At 54.1% G+C, this 26,641-nt stretch carries 22 protein-coding genes; 20 read left to right on the top strand and 2 right to left on the bottom strand.

All coding sequences use genetic code 11. The features are described from left to right. Positions 1 to 132 precede the first annotated feature (132 nt). From ABD76_RS20535 to ABD76_RS20525, 3 genes are all read left to right on the top strand, one after another. The gene (locus tag ABD76_RS20535) at positions 133 to 1,038 is read left to right on the top strand and encodes an EamA family transporter (protein ID WP_197258999.1); all 906 of its coding nucleotides are present in this window, start codon (positions 133 to 135) and stop codon (positions 1,036 to 1,038) included. Between the two features lie 1,323 nt (positions 1,039 to 2,361). Continuing rightward, positions 2,362 to 3,021 (top strand): topoisomerase II, encoded by a 660-nt coding sequence (locus ABD76_RS20530; protein ID WP_197258998.1) that lies wholly within the window; start codon positions 2,362 to 2,364, stop codon positions 3,019 to 3,021. Between the two features lie 192 nt (positions 3,022 to 3,213). Next, complete coding sequence (locus ABD76_RS20525; protein ID WP_197258997.1) at positions 3,214 to 3,732, top strand: hypothetical protein; 519 nt, start codon at positions 3,214 to 3,216, stop codon at positions 3,730 to 3,732. A 50-nt stretch (positions 3,733 to 3,782) separates the two neighbouring features. Here ABD76_RS20525 and ABD76_RS20520 read toward each other — a convergent pair whose 3' ends face one another. Next, positions 3,783 to 4,046 carry a metal-sensitive transcriptional regulator gene (locus ABD76_RS20520; RefSeq protein WP_197258996.1) on the bottom strand — a complete coding sequence of 88 codons (264 nt, stop codon included), beginning with the start codon at positions 4,044 to 4,046 and terminating at the stop codon, positions 3,783 to 3,785. A gap of 192 nt (positions 4,047 to 4,238) precedes the next feature. Here ABD76_RS20520 and ABD76_RS20515 point away from each other — a divergent pair, with 192 nt between their 5' ends. The 17 genes from ABD76_RS20515 to ABD76_RS20435 all read left to right on the top strand — a co-directional run bounded on the left by ABD76_RS20515 (position 4,239) and on the right by ABD76_RS20435 (position 25,913). After that, on the top strand, positions 4,239 to 5,849 hold the full coding sequence (locus ABD76_RS20515) for a hypothetical protein (RefSeq protein ID WP_197258995.1): 1,611 nt from the start codon (positions 4,239 to 4,241) through the stop codon (positions 5,847 to 5,849). An 81-nt stretch (positions 5,850 to 5,930) separates the two neighbouring features. Continuing rightward, entirely contained in the window at positions 5,931 to 6,644 is a 714-nt protein-coding gene (locus ABD76_RS20510; RefSeq protein ID WP_197258994.1) for a hypothetical protein, read from the top strand. Between the two features lie 54 nt (positions 6,645 to 6,698). Then, complete coding sequence (locus tag ABD76_RS20505; protein ID WP_197258993.1) at positions 6,699 to 7,469, top strand: hypothetical protein; 771 nt, start codon at positions 6,699 to 6,701, stop codon at positions 7,467 to 7,469. 130 nt (positions 7,470 to 7,599) lie between these two features. Then, positions 7,600 to 8,382 carry a hypothetical protein gene (locus ABD76_RS20500; protein ID WP_197258992.1) on the top strand — a complete coding sequence of 261 codons (783 nt, stop codon included), beginning with the start codon at positions 7,600 to 7,602 and terminating at the stop codon, positions 8,380 to 8,382. Between the two features lies 1 nt (position 8,383). Next, a complete protein-coding gene (locus ABD76_RS20495; RefSeq protein ID WP_197258991.1) occupies positions 8,384 to 8,536 on the top strand; it encodes a hypothetical protein in 153 nt (50 codons plus the stop codon). A gap of 124 nt (positions 8,537 to 8,660) precedes the next feature. Continuing rightward, positions 8,661 to 14,312 carry a phage tail tape measure protein gene (locus tag ABD76_RS20490; protein ID WP_197258990.1) on the top strand — a complete coding sequence of 1,884 codons (5,652 nt, stop codon included), beginning with the start codon at positions 8,661 to 8,663 and terminating at the stop codon, positions 14,310 to 14,312. 20 nt (positions 14,313 to 14,332) lie between these two features. Beyond that, entirely contained in the window at positions 14,333 to 14,929 is a 597-nt protein-coding gene (locus ABD76_RS20485) for a distal tail protein Dit (protein WP_197258989.1), read from the top strand. Positions 14,930 to 14,952: 23 nt separating this feature from the next. After that, complete coding sequence (locus ABD76_RS20480) at positions 14,953 to 15,588, top strand: hypothetical protein (protein ID WP_197258988.1); 636 nt, start codon at positions 14,953 to 14,955, stop codon at positions 15,586 to 15,588. Positions 15,589 to 15,599: 11 nt separating this feature from the next. Further along, positions 15,600 to 16,241 (top strand): phage tail family protein, encoded by a 642-nt coding sequence (locus ABD76_RS20475; protein WP_197258987.1) that lies wholly within the window; start codon positions 15,600 to 15,602, stop codon positions 16,239 to 16,241. Between the two features lie 14 nt (positions 16,242 to 16,255). After that, the gene (locus tag ABD76_RS20470; RefSeq protein ID WP_197258986.1) at positions 16,256 to 19,726 is read left to right on the top strand and encodes a phage tail spike protein; all 3,471 of its coding nucleotides are present in this window, start codon (positions 16,256 to 16,258) and stop codon (positions 19,724 to 19,726) included. 68 nt (positions 19,727 to 19,794) lie between these two features. After that, on the top strand, positions 19,795 to 20,283 hold the full coding sequence (locus ABD76_RS20465; RefSeq protein ID WP_197258985.1) for a hypothetical protein: 489 nt from the start codon (positions 19,795 to 19,797) through the stop codon (positions 20,281 to 20,283). A 92-nt stretch (positions 20,284 to 20,375) separates the two neighbouring features. Next, the gene (locus ABD76_RS20460; protein ID WP_197258984.1) at positions 20,376 to 21,530 is read left to right on the top strand and encodes a hypothetical protein; all 1,155 of its coding nucleotides are present in this window, start codon (positions 20,376 to 20,378) and stop codon (positions 21,528 to 21,530) included. Positions 21,531 to 21,555: 25 nt separating this feature from the next. Beyond that, the gene (locus tag ABD76_RS20455; protein WP_197258983.1) at positions 21,556 to 22,098 is read left to right on the top strand and encodes a hypothetical protein; all 543 of its coding nucleotides are present in this window, start codon (positions 21,556 to 21,558) and stop codon (positions 22,096 to 22,098) included. A gap of 114 nt (positions 22,099 to 22,212) precedes the next feature. Beyond that, positions 22,213 to 22,824: a hypothetical protein gene (locus ABD76_RS20450; RefSeq protein WP_197258982.1), complete on the top strand. Its 612-nt coding sequence runs from the start codon at positions 22,213 to 22,215 to the stop codon at positions 22,822 to 22,824. 9 nt (positions 22,825 to 22,833) lie between these two features. Further along, positions 22,834 to 23,415, top strand: coding sequence for a hypothetical protein (locus tag ABD76_RS20445; RefSeq protein WP_197258981.1), 582 nt, complete (start codon positions 22,834 to 22,836; stop codon positions 23,413 to 23,415). Between the two features lie 16 nt (positions 23,416 to 23,431). After that, positions 23,432 to 24,655 carry a hypothetical protein gene (locus ABD76_RS20440; RefSeq protein ID WP_197258980.1) on the top strand — a complete coding sequence of 408 codons (1,224 nt, stop codon included), beginning with the start codon at positions 23,432 to 23,434 and terminating at the stop codon, positions 24,653 to 24,655. 58 nt (positions 24,656 to 24,713) lie between these two features. Beyond that, on the top strand, positions 24,714 to 25,913 hold the full coding sequence (locus ABD76_RS20435) for a hypothetical protein (protein ID WP_197258979.1): 1,200 nt from the start codon (positions 24,714 to 24,716) through the stop codon (positions 25,911 to 25,913). A gap of 41 nt (positions 25,914 to 25,954) precedes the next feature. Here ABD76_RS20435 and ABD76_RS20430 read toward each other — a convergent pair. Next, on the bottom strand, positions 25,955 to 26,641 hold a 687-nt coding region (locus tag ABD76_RS20430; protein ID WP_197256362.1), incomplete at its 5' end, for a transposase.

Raw genomic sequence — 26,641 nt, 5'->3', positions numbered from 1 at the left:
TGCGGAATATAACATGAACCGCCGTATACCGAACGGTATGTACGGTGGTGTGAGAGGTCGGGGGCTAGGCGCCCCCTCCTACTCGATCGTGGATTTACGGTTTTTTTCAACCAGAAGGGAGCGTAATGGGCAATGAAATTATTCCGTTATGCGCTGCTGGTCTTCATCGGCGCATGCAGCTATGGGACATTATCCTCGATTATGAAGCTTGGGATAAGAGAGGGGTATACCGTGCCCCAGATTATCGGGAGCCAGTATTTGTTCGGCTGGCTGCTTGTGGCCGCCGCCGCGCTTCTGTTCTCCCGGCGCCGTGTGAGCGGGAAGCAGGTGCTGGCGCTGCTGGCTTGCGGCTTATCGGTGAGCTGCACCTCGATTTCATACGGGATCGCAGTTGAACAGCTGCCTGCTTCGATCGCCGTCGTGTTTCTGTTCCAATTCACATGGATCGGCGTCTTGCTGGAGGCGCTTCTCAACCGGACGTGGCCGGATCGGGCCAAGCTCCTCTCCGTCCTGATTCTGCTCGTCGGCACGGTGCTTGCGGGGGGACTCGCCGACCACGGCTTGTCCGGCTTAACGGCGAAGGGCGCGATCTTCGGCCTTATCTCCGCCGTATCGTTCGCCTTCTATATTATGGTGAACGGGCGTGTCGCGACCGATATGCCCATCTTGAACAAGAGCCTGTCGCTGACCACCGGAGCGGCAGCCAGCCTGTTCCTCGTGTTCCCGCCCACCTTCCTCGCCGACGGCGCTCTTGCGGCTGGCTTATGGAAATATGGCCTTGTCATGGGGCTGTTGGGCGTGCTCGTTCCCGGCGTCTTTTTCGGCCTTGGCGTGCCGAAGATCGGCCCCGGCCTCGGCACGATTCTGGGCGCGGCCGAGTTGCCCGCCGCCGTTATCATGTCCGTCACCGTGCTGCAGGAGCAGGTGAGCTGGCTCCAATGGGCGGGGATCGCGTTGATCTTCGCGGGCATCTCCCTCCCGCAGCTGGCGTATGTGCGGCAGGAGCGGCATCGGCGCGCCGGGGCGCGGGCGCTGTAGCTCGCCGGCTCGGACAAAGCGGCAAATGGCAAGGCGCGAGCGCTGGAGAATTTGCAGCCAGCGACGGAGAATCCGGAGCCGGCGTTGGACAGGCCGGGAGCGCGAGCTCCCGGTTTTTTTGCGCGCATGACGGAACGGATGCGCTTGGCTGCGCCGTTTGAGGGCCCGGCTTGATGATACGACGGGCGAGAGTAGGCGGTGATTGACGGTACATCGGCTTAACTTGATGAAGGGAACGTGTCTGGAAGCAGCTTCCGTGCGTCCCGCGATCATGCAAGTCTTTAGAGTAGATTTGGTAAGCCGGATGATGGATCGTGAGTCTGGAGGGAGCGTTAGTGAGCCGGATGATGGAGCATCGGTCTGGAGGTAACTTTGGTGAGTCGGAAATGGAGCGTGGGTCTTGGTAGCTTTGGTGAGCCGGAGATGGAGCGTGGGTCTTGAGGTAGCTTTGGTGAGCCGGAAATGGAGCATGGGTCTGGAGGTAGCTTTGGTGAGTCGGCTGTTATCGCATGGACTTTGAAGTAGCTTCGGTATACTCAATGAAGGTGCCTTGACTTAGCTTCGGTGTGCTGGATACTGGTGAAGGACGGGCGAATGTGACATTGAATGCCGAATGAGGGAGTAATATCGATAAGTTGCACGGCTGTAATTGTCTTTATGATGCATCATTAAAAGCGAATCCTGCAAATTTACAGTATTTTATTGCCTTTATGGAGATATATTGAAAAATTCCTGCAAAACTGCAGGAATTCTACTATTTCGCTGTAATTGTGGCTATATTTGGTGAAATTGATGTATTTTTGCAGTATTTCTTGCCGGGACAAGGGGCTACTGGGAAAATCCTGCACTTTTACAGGATTGCTCTGGGGCTGCAGCGGACCCAGGGGGGGCAGCCCCAAAGGGAGCGAGTCCGCCGCCAGCGGGGACAGACCCCTGCGCATGCCCGCCCGGCGGGGAGCAGAGCCCGTGCCGCAGCTGCTCCCGCCCATGGCTGCTTCCACATGCAGCCGCGCGGACGGCAGCCTGCGCTCCCGCCCATGGCAGCCTCCACATACCGGCTGCGCGGACGGCAGCTCCCGCCCCGCGCACCGCACTCGCGCACTCGCGCCCCCGCTACGCGGCTGAACGCCCAAGCGTCCCTTCCCGCCGCGCGCAGGAAGGAACGCATCGTGCCTGCTTATCGCCCGCGAGAGCGGGTACTTTCGGCAGCGGAGGAAAATAAGGGTGACTATACAGGGAGAATGGTCCATAATAGAGAAATATGCGTATTCATTCTAATTCTTTAAATTTTCAAATATTATGAGATGAAAAGAGGAATGCGACTTGGCAGTCAACCCTTCTATGCGCATCGTATGCAGCGGCGGACATGTGTTTATGGGGCGGACCCGCACTTTTTTTATGATCATTCTCATCTGGGCCAGGGGGAATGAGATGTCCTTCGGCAGCCCGGCCGGCTGGGGAGCGGGGGAGCCGCTGGAGTTGACCGTCATCCCGGATCGGTCGGTCACCGTGCGCGAAGTCTATGGCTTCCCGGCCGTGCCCGGGGCGGAGCAGGTGACGGTGCCGTTGGGAACATGGGAAGCGGATGGCTTCCGGTTGGTCGTGCTGAAATGCGAAAAGGAAGAAAGCGGGGATTCAACCGGAATGCAGCTGGCAGCCCATTGCGAGCTCTCTGTCCCCGCTGGCGGCCTGGTGTTGGAACGGCAGGGAGTATATCTGAATGTGGATGAACTGCCGCGGGTTGACGCGGAGGCGGAGCAGCTTGCCGCGAGAAGGGAGCAATGGTTCCGGGCGCTTCCGGAATTCAACTTCATTCTGGAGCCGCTGCGCGAGGGCAACCCGGCCAGCGCCTACTGGACCATTCAGCGGCAGTTGGACGAGATCGTGCTGGAGGCGGTGCAGGCTCATGACGAGCTGCGGGATCTGTATCTGGAAATGTACGAGCATATTAGCCAGGCGGTAGAATCATCGCTGCATCCCTAAGAAATACGGTGTAGGTCCAGGCGCAGCCTGCGGAACGTTAACAAAAATGTAACGCGAATAGGCCGCAGCGTCGCTGGTTCGGGCTTGCCGGACGAGGGTAAAAGGAGATAACATAGCGGTATCAGAGAGAAAGCTCGGAAGCAGTAACGCAATTCCAACTTATCGTTCACAGGGGCAGAGGGTGATAAGCGGATGGAATATGTATGCTACCGGCGGCAGGTGGCCGCGGCGAAGCTGTTGGTGTCGATGCTGGGCCTGGCCGGGGCGGCCGGGTTAATCTATGGGGCTCTGTACGGTTCTGTCTCCTTGTTCGTCCGGATCGCCGCCTGGGCTGCAGCTCTTACCGGAATCGGATTTTTCGGCAGCAATCTGGTTCTCTCGTTCCTGGCGCTCATCCGGCCGCGCAATGTTCTGTTCCGTTATGACGAGTGCGCGGTCTGGAGTGACGGCGATCAGCCTATATCATGGGCGCAGGTGAAGGAGATTACGGCCGAAGGCGCGCGTGTCGGCATCTTGTTCAAGCCGGAATTCGCGAAGTTCCTGCTGCGGCTGGAGGATGGTTCGCGGATCGAGATTCGCACCTATAACGCAATGACCGAGCGGGAGATGAAGGAATGGGCGCGGCGCATGCGGGAACGGAAGCAAGTCCATGACACGGCAGCGAGAAGCCATCGCCTTCAGCCGGACGCGACCCCGGTTCAATGCACGTAAATCGAATCTGCGCAAGAAGAAAGGGAGCGGCAGCGATGCCCTCCCTTTCGTTATCTGCTCTTGACCAGCAGCTCGACCGCTTCCTTCACGATCTTTCCCGTATCTCCGCCCGAAGCCTGCTCCTCCAGCAGGCAGTGCTGCAAATTATCGGCCACGATCTGGGCCAACGCCTTGTCGGCCGCGTTCCGCACCGCCGATAGCTGGCTTACGACCTCCTTGCACGATTTCCCCTCATCCATCAAGCGCAATACGCCGCGCACTTGTCCTTCAATCCGCTTCAGCCGTTTTTTTACGTCATCCGAGTAATGATTCATACGATTTCCCTCCTTTCTGCTCACACACATACGCGTATAGGTATAGTATACCCGAAATCCGACAAAAAGCGTTATAAGGTTATTATAAATAACGTTAAATATTTCTATTAAATAATAATAACAAATCTATCGTTCCCGTTTAAGTTCGATCCCGAAAAGAGCTTTACGATAGAAAGAAAGGGGTTGAGAGCGATGGAACTACGGAATTTGAAATGGTTGCTGAAAGAATATCGCCGCGGCAACAGGGCGGTGCTCAATGAAATCGTATCCGAACGCAATCGCGTTATCCGCTTCGAGCTGGAGGATGTGCAGCAGGCGCTGCAAACGATTAGGCGGCAATACGCCGGCATGGAGCGCGATGAGATCGATATCCGCTTTATGGAATCCTTGCTGCTGTTTCTGGAAAAGCAGTCGGAGCTGCCGGCAGCAGATGATGAGGGGTTGCCGGATCGATTCCGGCGCTGGATGGAGGCCCAATTCCGCAAGCATGAACCTAGCCTTCGCCAAGAGCGCGATCTTGCGCTCATCGTGGCCGAATATCAGGCGGGCAGCAAGGAATCTGCGCTGAAGCGGATTTTTGCCCAAACCGTCATTCACCAAAAACAAGGAGTGCAGGTCCGGCTGGACATCAAACATAGCGTGGTGCGTAAGATGTACCATTCGATTCAACGCAAGTATATCAACTATTTCGGAGCCGATGAGATCAAAGGATATTTCGTAGAATGCGTGATCGAATTTCTCCAAAATGACAGGAACCTGCTGTTTACGGAATCCCAGCTCCGGGCCCGGCTCTATCATCATGTGAAGTACTCGTTGGAACGGTTCACGGAGAAGAGCTTCGGCAAGATCCTTCCGGGCAATGAGCAGGAGCCGGATCGCCGGGAACGGAGCTTCGAGGATGGAGCGGCGGCGAGGAACGGCAAGGATCTGGAAGACCAGGGGTACTCTCCTTACGATATGTACGCTTTCGCAAGATTTCAGCAAATCCGGGGAGAGAGCAGCTTCGCCAAATTTTTGCGGGAAATCGAGATTGAGGCGCTGCTGACGGAGAAGCAGTTGCGGGTGTACCCTTACATTTTGATTAAAAACAATATTGAGTACAAGCCTGCGGCTGCGGATCGGGGCCGAAGCTTCGAGCGGCAGGACAAGCTGCCGTACAAGCAAATCGCGGCGGAGCTCCAAAGCGTCTACCAATGGCGCATCTCGGAGGCGATGGTGCGCAAATACGAGCTCGCGATTAAAGAAACGATTCGCAAGGCGTACTTGAAATGGAAGGAATACCGCTTCGTGAAGCGAGTTCCTTTGCCGCAAAAAATCAATGAATATATGACCGTGTACCACAGCATCGGCGAGGAGACGAAAGCATATCCGCTGCTGTTCCAGATCTTCGTCAATTGGTTGAAGGATAATCTGGACGAGGATGGCGAGGAGATTGACTTTTTCAAGCGGGATTACAGCTTCGATGATTCTCCGTATGAGTGGGTTGTCGAAAATTGGTTGAACCAGCGGTACGGATCGTTGAATCGGCTGCTGCAGCAAAAGCTGGCGACATATTGGGAGCAGGTGGCCGAGATCGTGCATCATGATGCTCCGCTCTCGATTCTGACGGCGCAGCAGAAAAAGCGAATCATGGAGCGGGTCGGGACGATTTTCAGGCAGTATCTCAAGGAGAACCAGCATCATGTCAATCAATTGATCAAATATTCCTGCATCTATAAGAAGGATGCACAAAAAACGGGCAAAACAGGTTCGAATTCGGACACTAGCTATAGTACAGGGGATCATCGCCGGACCTTGGCATAACAAGGCAACCGGACTGGAGCGGCCGCTCCCCCGACCATTTCCCCGAAACATGGGGCTAGAGAGGAGTGCAGATATGACACGATGACGGAACGGCTGCGCTGTTTTCTCGGGAAGCCGATTGCGGCCGGCAAGGTGAACGTCTATTCGCCCACGGTCGATCAGATCGGCGAGCTAGGGGAGCCGCTGTACAATTTGTATCTTTTGCTGGCGACCTTCGACAAGGAGGAGGTTGTGAAGCGGCTATTCTCGGTGGACGAAGACGATTGGGCGCAGCTTGAAGCGGAGGATGATTTCCAGTTGATCTGCTCGATACCGGCGCTTCATGACCGTCTTTGCGAGGCGCTGCGTTTTTTTACGAAAAACGAGTTCGCCTATGATGAGGACGATCAAGCCTTCGTGAGCGACGCGGCGGTGATCGATCGGCATAATTACCGGGACATCGCTCGCGCCGTGAAGCTGGTGAACGGCATTGCGGCTGCGGAGACGGCGCCGATCCGCTTCAAGAACGAAAAGGCGAAAGAGCTGTACGGCAAGCTTCAGCACTTCAAGGCGAAGTACGCCCGGGATAACGACAATACGCTTCATTTGAAGGATATTTTGTCCATCCTCTGCCATGCGGAGGGCAACGGCATCCATATTTTTAATGTGGGTAAACTGACGATTTATCAGGTGTATGAGCATTTTGAGCGCTTGAATGTGCGCGAGCGCCATACCCGCTTGCTGCAGGTGTGGGCAAATGGATATTTGGGCCGCGACGAATCGCTGCCTGAATGGATGACAAGAAGCAAAATGTAAATCAGAACGAGCATGGAAGAAGCACAGGCTTCAACGACGAGGAGGAAACGATCAATGGAACAAGGACGTTACGGATCTAGAGCGATTTTGAATACGCAGGTTATCGACTATGCGACCAATGAACCGATTATGTATATGGATTATGCCACATCGGCCACCAATGAATGGACGTCGGAGACGGTCTATGCCCGCGGCGGCAACGGCAACCCGAAGCGCATCGCGTGGAATGGGGAAAAGGGAGCGACGCTGACCATCGAGACGCAAATCTTCACGATGGAGCATCTTGCGCTCCTGGCGGGAGAAGAAATTGTGACGGGTCCGCAGACGATTTATAAGCGGGAAGTGCTTACCGTTCAGGAGGATGGCGCCGGCGGCAAAAAAGTGAAGCTGAGCAAAGCTCCGCAGGGCGGCAGCAAGGCCGTATCGGTATTCGTCTTCGCCAATGGCGTCAAAGGGGCGGCGCAAGAAGTGAAAACCGTTACCGGCAGCGAAATCGCCTTGTCGGACAAAGCGACGGTAGCAGCAGGGGAGGAGGTCGAAGTCTACTACCAATTCCAATCGGCTTCCGCGAACAAGCTCTCCTTCACGGCCAAGGGCTTCCCGAAATACGTGAAGATTGTGGGCGACACGCTCTATGCGGATGAAGTCGCCGGCGAGATGGTGCCGATGCAGATGACGTATTACAAGGCGAAGCTGCAGCCGAACTTCACCTTGGCGATGAGCCCGACAGGCGATCCGAGCTCGCTTACGCTGACCTTCGACATTTTCCCGGTGAAGGTAAATGGAACGGATACATTGGCGGACATGATCATTTACGAGGAATAATCGATTTGTACTTTTCGGGGGAGTGGCGGCACTCCCCTTTTTCATTGGAGAATGCTTGGATTGAGAAACTCTGGCCGGAGTCAGAGTTTTTGATATCAATTATTCTACCAGCGATAAGGAGAGAAGCGAGATGAGCGCGATGAAAAATTTAGCAGTCAAGCAAGTGAAAAAAGAGATGAAGGACCGGTACAAGGAGAAGAAGCGGGTTGAATTCGGGGAAAATCGGAAGCTGGACATCGATGTGCGGTTTCGTCCATCTGTTAAAAACGATGTGAAGAAGGAGCTTATCCGCGTCTTGACGGAGGCGCTGGAGCAGAATAAGCCGCTGGATGCGAGCATGCTGCTCGGCCTGCAGACGATGCTCGCGATCAAGCATTTCACCTCGATCGTAACGGATGCCGCGACTCTCGACGACTATATGGAAATGCTGCATGCGCTGCATGACGGCGGCTACACCGAGCGCATCCTCGAAGCCTTCGACCGGGACGAGCTGGCCGAGTTGTACACTGAGCTGAATGACGCGCTGCAGTTGTTCAACCGGGCGATGGAAGCGGAGCTGGCCAAGGCGAAAGGGGCGGACGCCGCAGACGAGGCGGGCAAGCCCGTCAAGGCTGTCAAGGCAACCGGTAAGACGGGCGCGGCAGGAAAGGCCGATAAGAGAGGTAAGACAAAGACAGGTAAGGCAGAGAAGGCGGATAAGACAGGGAAGACAGGGAAGACCGAGAAGACTGATAAGGCAGCCTATAGAGCAGGCACGGAAGAGAATGCGGGCACGCACAGCAAGTCACGGAGCGCAGACCAGGCAGGCAAGGAGGCCGCGGCAAGCACGGGAGAATCTGGGCCGGATGCGGCATCCCCGTTAACGCGGTCCTCCTCCCGGGCATCGGCACGCGGCGCAAAGGGGGAGCAATAAGATGGCCAAGTATGAATTATCGGATCATATGGTGAAAAATTTGCTGCAGTTTTTGAACCGGACGCCAGTGGAGGGGTTTGCCGAGCAGGATGCGATGTATGAGATCCGGTATGTGCTGGCGAAGCCTCTTGAGGAAGACGAGCCGAAGAAATAGGGCGGAAGGGAACCGAGCATGAAGCGGGACAAGACGGAGAGAACATCTCCGACAAGGAAAAGGTGCGCAAAAGAGCGGGGCGAACCGCTCTTTTTGGCATGGACGGAAAGGAGTGGGGAAGAGAGTGAATGATGTAACGTTGCGGCTGTCGGCGTCGCTCGATATGAGGAGCTCGGCCAAGGCGATCAATAAAGCGATTCGAGAATTGGAAAAGAGTCCGTCGCTCCAAACGCTTCAACTGCGAGCCGCCATCGATCCCGTCATGATCCGATCGCTCAAGGAGTGCCGCACGGCCATCGTGAAGCAGAACGAGGCGGTCAAGGAGGCGATCGCAAGCTATAAGAAGCTGGGCGATCAAATGGAAGAAGCGAATCAAAAAGCGGCCAAGGGCAAGGGCGGGGCTGCTGAACCGGCTGCGGCGCAGCCAGAGTCGCCTGAGTCAGAGCAGAAAAGCTTCGGCAGCTATCTGAAGGATGCGAAACAATCTGTGCTTCAGAATGTAGCGAAACAACTGGTCAATGCCCCGATTGAAGGGGCGCGGCAGGCGGTGCAGACGGTTATCGAGATCGATTCCAAAATGGCCGCTCTTCGGCGGGAAATGGACGCGGATACCAACTTCGACCGCATGCTGGACCGCTCCGTCACGCTGGCGGGCGCATTGGGCCGATCATTGAACGATGTTCTTGATACGATGCACGGCCTGGCCCGTTCGGGCTGGAATGAACAGCAGGTTATGTCGCTGACGGAGACGGTGCAATTGGCCCGGAATATTTCGGGCTTAAGCGGAGATGAAGCGATCGCGGCACTTACCGCCGCCATGTCCGCCTTCCAGATCGAGGCGAGCCGAAGCATGACAATCCTCGATTCGCTCAAGGCGGTCGATCAAGCCTACGCCGTCTCGACGCGGGACTTGGCGCTCTCCTTGACCGAAGCCGGCGCAGCAGCGCGATCCTATGGCGTCAGCATGGAAGAGCTGATCGGCCATGCCGCCGCCATCGGGACCATTACGCAGGAATCGGGCGCCGTCATCGGCAGCAGTCTGGAAGCGATATATGAGGGTATTATGAATGCCGATACCTCGGCCGCCGCGCTGCAGGAGGCGGGGGTGTCGCTGCAGGATACGTCGGGGACGTTAAAATCGGCTTCGAGCATTGTGGAGGAGCTGGCCGGCAAATGGAATCAGCTCTCGGAAGGGACGCAGCGCTCTATCGCGCAGACGATCTCCGGCAAGGATCATATGCAGCGCTTTATGGCCTTGATGGCGAATTACCCCATGGCGCTGGATGCGGCGAACGCGGCGCTTTATTCCGAAGGTGCGGCGATGAGGGACAATGAGACGCATATGCAGTCGCTGGAGGCCCGGCTCGCGAATATGCGGACTGCGTGGCAGGAGCTCGCCCTCACGATGGGCGAGGCTTTCATCAGCGATTCGCTTATTGCGCTGATCAGCGCCGCGACAGCATTGGGACAGGTGTTCGTCTGGCTCGCGGAACGGATCGGTTCGCTGCCGCTACTGCTCGGGACGCTGGCGGGAACGGTAAAAGTAGTCCGGACGGCAATCGCCTCCTTCCTCGTGAGCATCACCCAGACGGTGGGCGGTCTTCTCGGTATTGGTCCGGCATCTGCCACTGCCGCTACGGGACTGAGAGGACTGGCTGCTGCGACGAAAACGTTGGGTCGAGCTATTAAAAGCATGATGATCAGTACAGGGATAGGAGCGTTGGTTGGTCTGATCTCTTGGGGTGTATCCGAACTGATCGGGCTATTCGGCAATGCGGAAGAGGGGGCGGAGGAGGTCAGCCAATCCTTCGAGCGCATGAATGCATCTGCCGCGCAGGCTGGCCATCTCAAGACGCTGGCTGCGGAGTACGAGCGTTTGGCCGCAAGCGAGGAGCGCACAATCGAGACGAAGACGCGTCTCGAGCAGATCGAGAGCACGCTGCAGTCCCAGTTCGGCATCAGCGTGAAGTCGCTGGAAGGGAATGCCGATGCGTACGAGCAGAACAATGAGCTGATTCGGCAGCGGATCGCGTTTCTCCAGGAAGAGATCCGGATCGAGCGGGAGAAGGCCCAACTGGAATATGAAAGCCAGAAATCGAAAATCGATCGCAAAATCGAGAAGGCGTCAACGAAGAGGGAAAAGGCGGAGCAGGAACTTAACGAAAGATCCCAAAAGTATGAGGAGTTCCTGAAAAACAGGGAGAACAAAATTCCGATGAGCAACGCCAACGGTTATTTTTCCTCGAATGTCGTCACGGATATCGGTCTTGATCCGAATAATCCGAATCATGCCACAGCGATTCAGGTGATGGGGGAACAGCTCGCCAAGGAAGTAAAGGAAGCGCGCGAGAAATGGGAAGCCTCCAACACCGAATTCACGGAAGCGGTCAGCACGGCGGAGAACGCGATCAAAGGGCGGCTCCAGTCGTATGTGGACGTCTTCGAATCCCAAGGGGAGAAGCTGAATGAGCATACGCGCTTTTTGACCGATGTGCTGGCCTCCTGGGCCGCCGCCAATCGGGTGGAGATTAGCGAAAGTGACTTCGCCGTGATCTTTAAAGCCTTCCAGAAGGCCGACATTCAAAAGGGAGAAGACGTTGTCGAATTATTCGAAAAGCTGCCCGGAAACATTCAAATCACCGGAAGCTCATTGAAAGATTTAGACCAGCGATTTCTCCAGATGAAGCTCGGCGCGGGCGTCGCGGCCAACGGTCTGGACGGCCTGGCTTCTTCTTTGCAGAAAGGCAAGCAGGAAAGCGACGAGCTTCGCAACCGGATCAAGAGCACGCAGGATGAGCTTAAATCGTTCAATCAGATTTTGGCCGATCTGGAGGCGGGCCAATCGATGTCTGCCGAGGCGATGCTGGATCTGATGGCCCAATTTCCGGAGCTGCAAAAGCATATCAGCAAGGCGGCCGACGGCTGGAAGCTGGAGAAAGAGGGCATTCAAGAATTACGGGAAGAAAAGCTGAAGAAGGCGAAGGAAGACCTGGAGAGCGAAAAACGTTCGACGCTGGCGGCTTATTTCCAATCGAAGGCCCGGATTCGCATCTACGGCGTCGAGATGGGCAGCATTAAGGATCTCGCCGATGCCAAAAAGACAATCGGAGAAATCGAGAAGAACCGGGAGACGACGAAGCAGTTAGCGAACGTTGTCACAAGTATTGTTCCTGGCGCAAAGGTCCTCTTGGATCCGGTTCAACGGTTCCAAGACAATCAGTTGGATGAAGTGAAACAGAAAATCCAAGATACAGAAGAGTACTACAAAAAATATGAAGCCATGCTCGATGACGCCTACTACGGAGTCAGCCGCAAAGGAACGTCCTCCTCTTCTTCCGGCAAGAAGGATTCCTACCAGCCGAGCTTGCGGTTCAACCCATTCGAGGAAGCGATTAAGCGGGTCAATGCCTCCCTGGAGAAAAATCAGCAGCAAATGGAAGAGGCGATGGCTTCCGGGCGCCAGTACGACAAGCTCCTGGAAAAACGGATCGGTCTGTACAATGACATGGGGGAGGCGCTGCGGAAGCTGCGGCAATCCCAGTCGTCTCGCCACGCGGAGTTGGCATCCCTGCTCGGATCTGCCGGGCTGGTCAAGAATGGCGAAGTCGTCGGGGATGTCCGCGCGCGGCTCGAGTCGATAGGCAAGCGCGGGAGCAAGACGGGCTATTCGGCCGCGGACTATGAGAAATTCGTTGAAGAATATATGGAGCTGACCCGCAATATCGGCGACATCGACCTCAAAATCGATCAGAATGTCATCCAACTGGCCGATGCCTATAAGCGCCGCTTCGAGAGCCGGCAGCAGCCGGGCGAGAAGAAGAGGGAGAAGCTGAGGCATCAACTGGCGCTGCTTGGCGACATCAATACCGCCGAAGAGAAGCGGCTTGCCGCGCAGAACGCGGCCGAGAACATGAACGCGCTGGTGACGGAAGGCAAGCGCATCCGCGGAGAGATCGATGATACGGAGCAGCTTATCCGGAACAGCAAGACGCCGCCGGAGCAGAGACGGGCCGCCACGATCTATCTGGAATGGCTGCGTGACCATGATCGGAGCAAGCAAGAGGAGATCGTGGCCGAAGCCGAGCATGCCGGTCAACAGCAGGCCGAAGCCTTAATTGCCGGGTACAAGGAGCGAATCGGCGAGCTCGAATTCGAGAAAAGCCTGCTTGGCAGCCTGGACACCGAGGAGAAACAGCGCAGAGCCAAAGAAATCGACGCTCAAATCATCTCCATATACGAAGAGTCGGGCCGGACTATCGAATCCCAGATAGCTGAATTGACGCGCAAGGCAGCTCATGCGGACTCGTTGGCCGAGAAGCGCCGGGCCGAGTCGAAGAAGGAAGCGCTGCAAGACTACCAGCGCACCGTACTGAAGCAAATCGCGGATAATCAGGCGGCGGAACAAAAAGCAAGGCTCGATAATGCGAACAAGCTGATCGACAACCTGAAAAATGTGCTGCAGCGGGAAAAAGAACTGCGCACCCAGGCAATCGAGGAAGAGATTCGGACGGAAAACAAGCGCCACGACGAGAAGATGAAGCATCTGGACGCGGAGCTCAAGAAGATCGAGGAGCATATCAATGCCCAGCTCAAGGGGCTGGACCGCGCCAATGCGGAGGAGGATTACGATACACAGCTCCGCAAGTTGATGAAGGAACGGCAGGATATCCAGGATCGGCTCAACGTTCTGGCCTTGGATGACTCCTTCGAAGCGAAAGCAAAGAAGAAGCAGCTTCAGGAGCAGCTCGAGTCCAAAGACGAGGAGATTGACAAATTCAAGCTGGATCGAGAGCGGGAGCTGCGCAAACAGGCCCTCTCCGATCAGTTGGAGGACCGGCGCAAGATCATCGAGAACGAAAAAGAGCTCGAGGACAATCAGCACCGCAATCAATTAGATAAGCTGGATGAAGCGAAGCGCAAAACCGAGCAGCATTATAAGGAAATTTTGGAGAATGAAAAGGATTTCTATAACTTGAAGCAGCAGCTGCTCAGCAATGATAAGACTGTTGTCTTCAACGCATTGGACGAAATCAAAGGCAAGTACGGCGTGTTCTTCGAGGAACTGGCCAAGGCTAGCGAACGGCTTGGCCAGACGATCGCCGACAACATCAAGTATGGCTTCGAGCAGGATTATGACGAGCTGGAGCAGTACGGGAAGAGCTTAGTCCCGTCGATTTCAGGTACGGTCAAACAGCCTGGAACGTCCTCGGGAACCATGCTTCCGGGAGCAACCTCGGAACAGGACGAGCGGGCCAAGTATTGGGACAAATATGTGGCCAATAAGAAGCAGGCCGAGGACCACGCCCGCCGGATTAAGGAATTGTCCAGGACCAACCCGAAGTCCCCTGAGATTGCCCGGCTGAGGGCGGAGATGGATCGGCTGCGAAAAATCAACGACGGTTACCGCGAAACCTATCATTTCGAGGACGGATCGTATGACCAGCTCAAAAACAAAAAGCTCTTCTCCGCCGAATCCGGCGGCATGACTCCGGCGTGGGGCGGCAAGCAAGGCAAATTCCTGCTCGCCCATGAAAAAGAGCTGATCCTGAACAAAGCCGATTCGTTTAATCTGCTGAAGGTGGTCGATATCACCAGAAATATTATCGATTCCATCAAAAGGCCGTTCGCTTCCGTTCCCGCGCTTCAGCCTGCCCTGGCGGGAGCGCCGACCCAGAACTTCCATATTTCCATTACGGGGAACTTCGCGCAGAAGGATGGGGACGATATCGCCAAATCGCTCGATACGGCGCTGCGGGCCCGGGGGCATCGATTATAGGAAGGCAGGTGAATGGCAACATGACGATTAGAGACGCGGATTATTTCGTTTATGCCGGGGTATCCAGCATCGATTTCGGCATTCGGAACGTCAATATCAGCTCCGGCATGCTGGAGGAGAGCTTCGCGGCCCCGCGTTCGGTTCGCGAGGTCAGCATCGCGGGACGAGATCGGCCCTATTTTCAAAACATCGCCAAAGAACCGCTGCGTTTCCAGGTCTCATGCGCATTCGAAGAGACATGGAATTCGGATCGGATTCGCGAAGCGGCGCGTTGGCTGACCGAGCAGAGCTATTACCGGGAACTGGTCTTCTCTTCCGATCCGGAGCGGGTCTTCTACGCGCTGGTCATCGACGAGCCGATGCTGATCCATAACGGATTATCCGAAGGGTATATCAACGTGACCTTTAAATGCGATTCTCCGTATTCTTACTCCCCGGTCTATTACTCTCCGCGGTATGAATGGAAGGAGACCGTAGCGGACATTGCGGAACGGGACTTCGCCCAGGGAAGCCGGGAAGCGCTGATTCTCGGTCCGCAGGGAGAGCTGCGGCTCGATTCGCGCAGGCCGCGCTGGAGCGATTACGCCCCGGGGACGAGATGGTCCGACATCGGGTGAAGGAAAGGAGAGAGGAGTAAACGATGGCAAAAACAACGGAAAAACTAGCGCTGCATATTCCAGAATATGCGGATGAGATTTACGAGACGATCGAGCAGCTCGGCCAGAACTTCGCCAAGCTGGATGAGGCCTCGCCGAACTACGCCACGGCCCCGCCGGTCGCGGGAACGTGGCGGCAGCGGGACATCGTCTGGAATGCGGAGCCGGCGATCGGGGATTATGTCGGCTGGGTGAACACGCGGACGGGCCGCACGGCTCCTTCCTGGACGGAGCTCACCTCCTACAAGACAGGGGATTATGTCGTCCCGCAGACGGATAACGCCCATGTCTATATATGCATTCAAGCCGGGCATTCCGGCGCGATGGAGCCGGTCTTCCCGACCGCGTCCGGCCAGGAGGTGCAGGATACGCGGGGAGTGCGGCGCTGGCAGCGCTCGAAGCGCTACGAGAAGCATGATATCGTATTTCCGGCGGTCGATAACGGCCGTTTTTATGTCTGCATCACGGCGGGCGAATCCGGGGGGACCGAACCGGAATGGGCGTTGACGGACGGAACGAGCATTTATGACGGGGCCGCCGTATGGCTCGGCTATCGCATCGCCAAGTGGAAGGAGAGCGGCATCTCCGCCCTGTTCCGTCCCTTCGGGAAGATCGAGTAGAGGTGGATGGGATGGCAAATTGGCTTGCATTATCGAATTTGCTCGGGGTGTACACCTCGGATCCGCTGCCGCTTGCGCTCGAAGGAGACGGAGCGCTGACGAAGCTGGCGTGGGAATGCGAGATTCCGCCCTCCTGCCGGGCTGAGGTCCAGACCTCGCTCTCCCCGGATCAGGGACGGACCTGGAGCGATTGGAAAACGTGCGTAAACGGCGGCGGCATTCCGGATATCGAAGCCGGGACGCCCCTTCGCGAAGCGATGCTGCGGTACCGGGTTATCCTGCAGTCCGGGCGCCATGGCGTCACGCCTTCCTTCCAGTCCATCTCCTTCCGGCTGGAACCGGTTGTCGTGTTCGACAATAAGGGAGATGTGAACTGTTCCCCGGAAATCTGGATTACGAAGGAAGGCAGCGGCGAGTTCGCGATCGTGAACACGTCGCAGGGAGACGCCGCTTTTCGCTTCGAGCAGCTGCTGGATGAGGAGACGGTGTATGTGAACAATGATCGGCAGCATATCGAGACCAGTCTGGTGAACACGTACCGCTACAGCGAGTTCAACGACGGGTATTTGTCGCTGCCGCCCGGAAGGAATGTGTTGAAGGTGCGCGGGAACGCCGCGTTCCAATTCCGCTATCAATTCCGGAGAATTCAATAAGGAGGCGATGATGATTGCTGGGCGATATTGATTTTCTCAGGAAACCGTACCGGCCGCAGCTGTTCCTCGCCAAGCCGAACGGCAGCGTCATCAGCAAGATCAGCGAAGCGTACGACATCAGCCAGAACATCTCGCTGTCCTCCGTGAACGAGCTGACCTTCAAAATTCCGCTGTACCTGGACGTGAACCACCGGCTCGTGCCGAACAAAAATATCGGTCTGCTCCGCGAACGGTATCATATCCGGGTAACGCTCGGATCGAAAAGCGAATGGTATATGATTCGCTCGATCGAGGACAGCGGACAGGACGACAGGCTGTACCGGCAGGTCGCCTGCTTCGCTCTTCCTTATGAGCTGAGCGACAAATCGATTCGGGATTACAGCGTCGAGTCGTATCATGCCGAGCAGGTGCTGACGGATCTGCTGCGCAACACGATCTGGAATATCGGCTATCTCGACGCCGACTTCAAGCTGACGTACCGCGCCTTCGAGTTCGGGAACACGACGGTGCTGGATGCGGTCTATCAAGTGGCCGAGACCTACAATGCCATCGTCCAATGGGACACGCACCGGCGAACCGTGTCGCTGCTCAAGCCGGAGCTGTTCGGGGTGAACAAGGGCCTTTCTTTTTCCTATGGCAAATATCTGAAGTCGATCGGCAAGGAAGCGAGAGCGGATGAGATGGTTACCCGGTTAAAGGCGTTCGGACAGGACGGGCTCACGATTCAAAAGGTCAACCCGACGGGACAGAATTATATCGAGAATTTCCGTTATTTTCTGTATCCGTTCGAGCGGGACGCGCAGGGGCGGGTGATCCGCCACAGCCAGTATATGTCCGATGAATTATGCCATGCGCTGCTCGATTATGAGGAGCTGGTGGAGAGCAGGCGGGACAAGTTCCGGGAATTGCTGGCCGAACGCAAGAAAATCGAGGACAGTCTGAACGAACGAAGCATGGAGCTGGATAAGCTGAAAAAAAACGAAGCGGTCATTACCGACACGATGATTTCGCAGCAGTTCGAGCAGAAGATGTTTTTCGAGAAGTATGCGCATCGCGGCAGCAGCTCGCGAAGCTTTGCGCTGAATCCGGAATATCCGTACGCGGTTCTGTGCAAGGTCAGCCAAGGGGGCGTCACGGTTTCGCTCGACGGCGCGGATCAAGCCGCGGCTCCGGGCCGGTGGATGCTGCTCGGCAAGCGGCATCATGCGGACCGGGCGGTCGTCGAGGTGCGGGGCGGCGCCGAGGCCGAAGTGTTCCTCCAGGTGGCGCTCATCTCCCTTGACGAGCTGAACGGGGCGAACAACGGGCCGGACATTATTGAAAAGTTCAGCCTCGATAATAAGCAAATGCAGATCGCCGCCAAGGAAATCGAGATCAAGAATTTGGAGCAGGCGTTGGATAATGTCAAGGCGAACATTGCCGAGCTGCAGAAGACGCTGTCCGCCGACAGCAATTTCGCTCCCGAGCTGCTGCAGGAGCTGAACCTGTATGTCATCGAGAGGGAATTCAGCGATAACAAGTACATTGACGAGCAAGATCTGTATGAGGCGGCGCTCGAGAAGTTCAAGGAGCTGCAGCGCCCCCGGACGACATTCCGCATCGATATCGTGAACTTCCTCGAGATCCTCGAGGAGCAGCATAACTGGGACAAGCTGGTCGTCGGCGATTATGTCACGATCAAGCATGAGCGGCTTCAGCTTGAGATCGAAGCCCGCATCGCGGAGATGACCTATGACTATGAGGACGGCAATATCAGCCTGACGATCAGCAATGCCAGAGATGTATCCGATGCGCAGAAGCGGCTGGAGAAATTCATCTACGACAGCAAGAACACGTCGATTGTCGTGGACAGCAACAAGAAGAAATGGGGGCAGGCCGTTGTCGATGCGTCGGACATGAGCCGGCTGTTCGACCATTTCTGGAACAAGGTCACGAACGACATCAATATGGCGTCGAATGAGTTCGTGACGCTGGATCGGAAAGGGCTGACGATTACCGATCCGAACGATCCGAACCGCTTCCTGCGGGCGACGCATGGCGCGCTGGGCCTGACGCGTTCGGGCGGACTGCGGTACGATACGGCGATTACGCCGGACGGCTTGATCGCGGAGACGGTGCTCGGCAAGATCATTCTCGGGCAGCGCGTCGTCATCGGCGATACGACAGGGGTGTTCACCATCGAGGGCTCCCGCCTCATGATCGACGACCGCTGCGGCCGGGAGGTCGTGAAGCTCGGGCTGCTGGCGGAGCGTCCCGAACGGTTCGGCATGATCGTGAACCGGTACGCTTCGGGCGATTGCGGCAGCGGCACGAAGGTGAACCGGGTCTCGATGACCGCGGATGACGGCTTCACGATCGAGCGCATTCGCAACGGCGTGTATGAGAAGACGTTCGGCACCTCCCTGGACGGCGATCTGTTCGTCAAGGCCGGGGTCGACGATCAAGTGTTTACGATTGACAAGCAGGGGCTTGCGCTGGGTTCCTCCGTATGGTCGCAGGCCCCTTTTCACGCCGATTACTTGGGGAATGTCTGGATGAACAAGCTGTTCGCGAAGGACGCCGAGATTGACAGCTCCCTGTTCAAGAACGGCCATATCGAGGGCTCCAGTCTGGTCATCGGCGAAGGCAACGATGTGTTCAAGGTCTATCCGAGCCTGGGCATCTGGGCCGGGCACGATGAATTCGGGAAAGCCCCTTTCCGCGTCGACATGAAGGGCAATCTGACGGCCTACAAAGGAAAGTTCGTCGGTCCCGCGGGCCATGTGCTGATCGACACGGAAGCCGGCTACATCGATATGGACCATCTCGATATGATCAATGTGGGCAAGCTCATTCCGGAAATGATCCAGGTGAACACGATTCTGGCCGACAAGACGTATGTGAATGATCTGACGGTGAATAAGGTGAAGACGCTGCCGAAGGATGCGCGGGAAGGAGAATATGTCGACTATATCGAGATCCAGGAGCATGCGATTCAGTTCATCACCGCCAGGGTGTCGAAGAGCGAGCCGGCGCAGGATTCGCGCGGCCGTCCGCTCTACTGGCAGGATGCGGACAAGAAAGTGTTGACGACGGAAAATACCGGGATTGTGGCCAACACGTACAAATTCGACAGCATCAATGTGAAGCAGAAAATTACGTTCGAGCGAGACAAGCCTGGCGGCGGCGCCCAGCCCGTCCGCTATCTCGGCATCGGGGACGGCACCGGGGACGGCCACGGCGTGGCGATCGAGAAGAAGTATTCCGGCGGCTATATGCTGGAATACGGCGCCAGCGCCACGGGCAAAAAACGCAGCCTCGACTTGAAGGACGAAGGCGTGTGCGTGACCGCGGAGTCGAGCGGCATCGTGCTGGACGGCCAAGACATCAAAGCGATCGCCAAGGGCGGCGCGGGTCGCTTCGGCACCGAGCGCGCTTATATTGAGATGACCGCAGACGGCAAAATGATCTTCCATGCGGTCCAGTTTGATTTTGTGAACAGTTGATTGATTGCAAAGAAGGAATGCTGCCGGTTCGCGGGCGAGCCGGTCCAGCGGCGAAGGGAGGGGATGCGATGGCTGCCATCGCCTTGCATGGGGGCGCAACCGCCCCGGTCGTGAAGGATGGGCATGTGACTTATACGATACAGACTTATGAGGAGCCGTGGTGCGCGCATCGGGATCCTGACACTGGGGAGTGTGACGATCCTAGGGGCGATAAATGGCACACAACCGGATCAGGCAGCACCGGCGCGCTGATTACCGGCCGCGGCATTGCGGCGAGCTCCCGCTTCTATGTGAACGGCGTGTCTGCCGCCGTCGTCGGGGATCGGGTGAACGAAGCCTGGCAAGCCAGCCCGCCGGTTCCTTCGGATACCTCTCGAACGCGGTACATCAACGTTTCTCCGGGCACGTCGGGCAGCGGTCAAGGCACGATAACGGGCGGCAATGCGAAGCGGGTGTATTTGAACGGCAAGCTGATTGCCGTCCAAGGCTCAAGCGTGACGACCTGTCTCGGGAATGGGACGACGATTCGCGAAGGAAATTCATTGATCAATATGTAGGCATAAGAACGCTTCTCTTCACCGAGAGGCGTTTTTGGGTTGCAATGATGGCCTGCATTTCGAACTCATCGATAGATTAAGGAGGTGATAGGATGGCCCAATTACGGACGCATTTCGAACTGCATGATCCGGTGACCATTATTTGGCGGGAAGGCACGCCAGAGGAGCCTTACAAGGAGCATATCGATTCGCTCCCCGTCATTAACAACCAGATAACGCTGCTGGAGATTCCTTCGCAGACGGACAAGGTCCGCATCGAGGGATTGACCGAGGTCGATGCGGAACGCTTCGATAAGAAGCTGGCCTTGTCGCCGCATGAATTTCTGGTCAACTATGCGAACGGAACGATTCAGTTCCATCCGTCCCAGGAAGGCAAGACGCTGCTGTGCAAATATAAGGGCAGAGGGCTGATCCTCTATCCGGCTTCCCGCATCTATGCGATGGTGAGCCGGCATCCGGATGTCGTCAAGACGCTGCAGGACATGATTGACGAGATGCTGCAGCGGCTGCGGGAGACGAATCTGGCCATCGCGGAGGTCAACGAGGCTGTGGCGATGGCGAAGGAGGCGGCTCATGCGGCCGATCGCTCCGCCGACCAGGCGAATCAGGCCGCGGATGAGGCGAAGCTCGCTACGGAGCAGGCGCTGTTGGCTTACAAGTCGACGCTTCTGGTGTTCAAGCCTCCCGTGGCGGATATGAAGGAGCTGATCGCGACCTATCCGTATCCGCATAGCGGCTGGACCGTGCAGACGTACAAGGATGGCAACCGCTACCGCTTCGACGGCAAGGAATGGGTGCTCATCGACATCTTCGGCCGCAGCATTCAGCCGGTGAGCGAGCATGCGGACGGCCTGATGACGGTCGCCGAGCATGTGAAGTTAAAAAGCATCCCGCTGGAAGTGAAGGACCGGGTGATGGTGTTCTGCCTGCCGAATTCCTTATATCAGGGAGTTCAGAGCGTCATTGCGAGGTTCCCTTTTCAGGGAGAACTGATCGGCGTCGAAGCGTTGTGCGGGGAAGCCGGCGAATCCGATACCGAGATTACGGTGGAAAAATCGCTGGATGGGGCGAATTGGAGCGGGATTATGTCCCATCCGGTGCGCATCAAGGCCCATCAGCATGTCGATGATCGCAGCGCCGTCATCGATAACAAGATCGTGAATGCCGGCGATATGTTCCGGCTTCATGTCGTGAAGCAAGGCGTGAACATCCAGCATGTCACGCTGCAGCTCATCGTCAAAATATAACGATAACGAGAAAAGAGGAAAAAAGATGACCAAACCGATCGTAAGCTGGTTCAACGACACGCATACTGCCCAAATTGAGGCTCCGTTTGATTTTGGCGTTATTGATGCCGGAGATCTGGGGCCACTTCGCACGTTCAACATTTGGAACAACCGCAACGGCGAGACCGACGTCTCGAAGATGGAGGACTGCACGTTCACGACGCGCGACATGGGCGGGGGTACCGGCGATACGCCTGAAAATGACGTCGAAGCCGTCAAGAACAACTGGTTCCATGTCCAGGTGGACACCCTGGGCGAGACCGATATCGAGGAGGAGACATCGGCGGTCGGCAAGATTCGCATGAAGCCGATCGGGACGACGGGCAAGACGACAAAGGATCATAAGGGCAACCCGCTGTCGATTCCGCTGACTCCGGCGAGCCAGGAGATTCTCGGGGTCAACAATAACGGGAATCCGATGGACGCCGCCGGCAACTATGTGACCGTGACGGTGCAGCCGAAAATTCCACTGGACGCGTCGAGCGGACGGCAGGAGTTCAAGCTGCGCGTGTCCTATCGCTATGTGTAACGTTGAATAGAGCAACATTTTGCACCAAGACGATGTATCCAGGCGGGGCCGATAGGGTCCCGTCTGTTTTGCTATATGGAAATATTCATCTCACAATACAATGGGAGGTTACGCATGATTTTTCATAACAAAATAACGCGTTCTCCTGTCGCCCAGTCGTTCATCTGGGTGGCGGAATATGCCGACGGCTCGCATCTCGCTGAATATAACTTCGACAACCGAAAAGCAAACAGCTTTTATCATATAGACAAAACCAAACTGATCCGGTTCGGATTGATCGGGGAAGGCTCGCAAATCTACTTCGATGTCGGCAACGGCGTCTTTACGATGAACGGCCATCGGCTGTCCTTATCCTACTCGGCCTCCTCACGGGAATATCCGCTGACCGGGCGTACCTTCCTGTACAACGACATTATTACGTACAAAAACGCGGTCTCCGACGCCAAGCTGTTTACGGCGGGCGGGAAGGGAGGGGCCTTCTCCGACTCGATTACCCAGTACAATATCGGCTACAAAAAACAAATGCAGCTCCACGACGCCAACATCGATTTTCAGTGCATCCTCTCCATTCCCTATAATGATGCGGCGTTCATGAAAATTAAAATAACGTCAGACATTGATCTGGACGGCACATTGCACATTCGCAGAAACGGATATCTTGTGGACGAGATTCAAGCGCCCCTGAAGGCGAAGCATGCCGGGCAAATTAATTGGACGATACGATGAGGTGATTCGATGACAAACACTACGCATGAAGTGATCATTCCTGTCGACTTGGCAGCAGGCACGTTTACGAACATCGTCATAAAAGACGGCAAACTGCAATTGAAGGAACTCAAAAAAGACGACGAAGGAAACATCGTCTACGCTCCCTCCGGCTCCTGGGAGTCGCTGCCGATCGTCATCCAGGACCGGTTCGCCGCCTTTCAACGGATCACACAGGCCGTAGACGTGAAGGGAGTTGCAGACTATAAGCTATATATCCGATATTCGCCGGACAACATCACCTGGACCGAATACACAGCCATCGACACAACGGCCGGCAATCTCGACAGCGCCCCCTTCGCCAAATACGCTCAGCTCAAAATCGAATTCATCCCCGTCCTGCACGACGCGACCTTTACCGTAGACGACTTCACCGATACAGCCAAATACACCAACGAATGGGTCAACTCCGACGAGGGCGTGCTGGAGCTGAAAAAGCACTATCGCTATAAGTACGAGAGGGACGAGTCTTGGAAAGACGAGGGCGTTCTTTTGAGGATGAGAATACCGAATGGGAAGATGAAGAAGATTGATTCGCTGTTAATAAAATAGAAAGGGAGGATTGACAATGGCAACGCTTGGACAACAACTTGCTCAACCAGAAGCCGGTTGGAAACGCTATAGTTTAAAGATGGGCAACCAGATCAAGTTTCCTAAAAACATACATTATACGGATAACCACAATGGTAACTTTAAAAATGAACTGATGATTGCCTTTAAGTTTATTGGGTCAAAAATAAGAATATTGGCTCACTCTGGAAGTGATCGGGCATCCAATTCCAGAATTGTAATTGATGGAATATCTGAGTTCATGCCCTTGATGCAATCAAGTGACTATATTAATCCACGATTAATATATGAAAAGATTCTAGATCATAGGGAACATACGGTTGAAATCTATTCGGGCACGAATGGAGGGTACTCTAATCTACTCATTAATGCAATTGATTTAGAACAAGATTCGAGGATGCTGCATCCGGATGAAGTTGTGCATCTTGAATTAATTGAGGTTGGCAAAAGACTACGTTGTCATTACTCTTCCTCCCGCAATGTGTTAGGGACATTCTCTGGCCTAGGTAAAGAAACAGAAGCTTTTTTACCCGTAACTTCTACAGAAGAGCCTAGAGGTGATTTTTATTTCATATGTGTGAATAAAAGACCAAATGGCAAATGTCTTTTTATTGCCGACAGAAATGTGCAGCATACCATTTCATATGATAATTTAATTCATTTCAATGGTAGGGTAACGTTAAAAAATTCTCTCGTAGATTCGTGTGAGATGAGACTTATAGATGGCGGAGCCGATACAGGAGATAAAGAAAATGAGTGGGATCAATTTGTTGTAAGCAGTAGCTTAAACAATCATATTGTTCCAGGTGATAACTTTGTATGGAATTGGAAAGATATATATAGTTTTACGATGACGCTTGCCGAACCAGATAAGGTAGTTCTGAGGGGAAAGTCTAAAGATGGCCGATTAACTCAAAACTTTACTGCCGCCATAATAGAGATAGGGTTTCGTCCTGTCATGGAAACGATGGATTTTAAATCTTTCATTTATCACAAGGATGAGTTTAAAACATACAAAAACGGTTGGAAGACAGTTTCAACAATTTTACCTTCAAAAGACACTTTTATCGATGAGGCTATAAGCAATTTATCTATTCTTGATAGGAATGAGCAAATTGTTTCCCTTCCGATGACAGCCTCTGCGTTGGATAATGGAAAAGTGTTCAAAGCAAAGATTGATTACAAGAAATATTTTGATATTATTAGCATTGATGTGAAGTAGAACCGTACTGGTTCTGCTTTTTTTTTTAACGATTTTATTTGGATGGGATGGTGACATAATGAAAGCTCTGATTCCAAAAATGACCAGCAACACATCATCTGTAGGAAATGCAATTTGTAGTGGTGTCTATAAGTCAGGAGGCATAGTCTATGATGCTTGGAAAGCATTTGATAGGATTTATGAATCCTCAGAGGAGAGTAGATGGCGAGTAAACTCTAATATTGGTTGGGTTGGTTTTGATTTTATAAAACCTCAAATAGTTAATAATTATAGTTTGGTAGCTTCTGGTGGAGGCGGTGACTGGCACTCATCGTCTCCAAAGCGTTGGACATTCGAGGGTAGTAACGACGGAGTTAATTGGAGACTTTTGCATAAAGTTGACAATCATGATAGGTGGACAATGGGAAAAGAAGAGGCATTTTCCTTTGCTAATACTTTATCTTATAAAATGTATAGAGTTAATATTTTGAGCCCCGTTCTTGATAGTCATTCTTATATTTCTGTATTTGAGTTACAGATGTATAACGATTACAATGATATATTGCTGTTGCACAAGAATGATTGCTACTTTAGTGTTGTTACCACCTCGGACACTGAAACGGTTATACCCAAAATGACATCAAATACATCCCCTAGTGGACGCGCATTTGCAAAGGATATTTATTCAACAAGCTATGATGCTTGGAAAGCATTTAATCAAGTTGATGATACAGAAGGTTATGCATCTAAAACTGGTAGTGGTGGAGTTGGTTTTTTAGGGTATGAGTTTGATAAACCAATAGCCATTGCGAAATATGCTGTCAGGAGTATGGCTGGAAGTTCTCATTTGAATAAACTTCCAAGAGACTGGACTTTTGAAGGCAGTCACGACGGAGAGAAGTGGCATGTATTAGATACACAGAAAAACCAAACGTGGACTACCGTAAATACAGATAAGGACTACTACGTAGACATTCCGAAATCCTACAAAATGTATCGTTTGAATTGGTCTGCTAACAATGGATTTACAGGATATACAGATGTAAATGAATTAAAGATGTACAGAGGTGTTAATGTGGTTTCACATATTCCGACAGTAAGTGAAAAATACTTCACGGCGTACGGGATGGACAAAATAGCCCAAGAAACTTTAAAAACTAATTATGATAAGGTGCAGCTAATATCCAATAAAGAAAGCGAATTAAATGAAGGAAAGATATTTGAGCATAACATAGATTTGAAGAAATATGATGTGAAGGGAATTGGGACTCTTTTTTGAAGTAGAAAAAAAGGCTCAATCTCAAAATCAGTGCTTGACTATCAGCATATCAACCGGTGACGGTTGCATTCGATAAGAATACCTGCTTTATAACGATTGGGATTTCGCATAAAGTAATGGCGACGTTGAAACGCTTTAATGCGATTATGACGGCCTTCTACGGTCGCGTTTGTCCAGCGACATTGATGATAATTCACGATTTCCTCTTTCCAATTTCGCATCGTCCCCAGCGTGCTGCGTACCGTTGCATGGTCGATCTGATCGCCTTGCTCGCACCAACGCTCAAATCCGAGTCGGGCAACAGCATAGCTGGGCGAGCGGTCATACCAAGTTGTGAAGGCTTCTTTCCACTCCCACACGCTGCGCAGAAGCGAAGAATAATTCAGTAGCGTTTCCAGTCGTTTTCTGCTTTCTTCACTCAGCGATTCCGCTGGAGGATTCAGCAAACGATGGTTCGCTTTCAAATACGCTCGCGCTCGCGGCGATAAGGTATGCTGAACCGTTTTTCGAACTTCTTGCACGCTTTCGATTACATAACCGTGGACATGAAAGCGATCTGCGATGCGAATCGCATTCGGGAAACACTCGCTGATCCAGGTATGGTAAGCCTGGGCCAAATCCATGACCACTGCTTTGGGATTCAGCCGAAGGAAGTCGGGATGCGCCTGGGCATAGGCACGCAATTCCTCCAGTTTCCTACCCGGCAGCAGATCCAGCATCGTTTCGCC

The sequence above is a fragment of the Paenibacillus dendritiformis genome, assembly GCF_015845845.1.
GTDB classification, from domain to species: domain Bacteria; phylum Bacillota; class Bacilli; order Paenibacillales; family Paenibacillaceae; genus Paenibacillus_B; species Paenibacillus_B dendritiformis_C.
The sequence above is the reverse complement of the archived record's forward strand: the minus strand, read 5'-3'. Positions and strand labels throughout refer to the sequence as shown.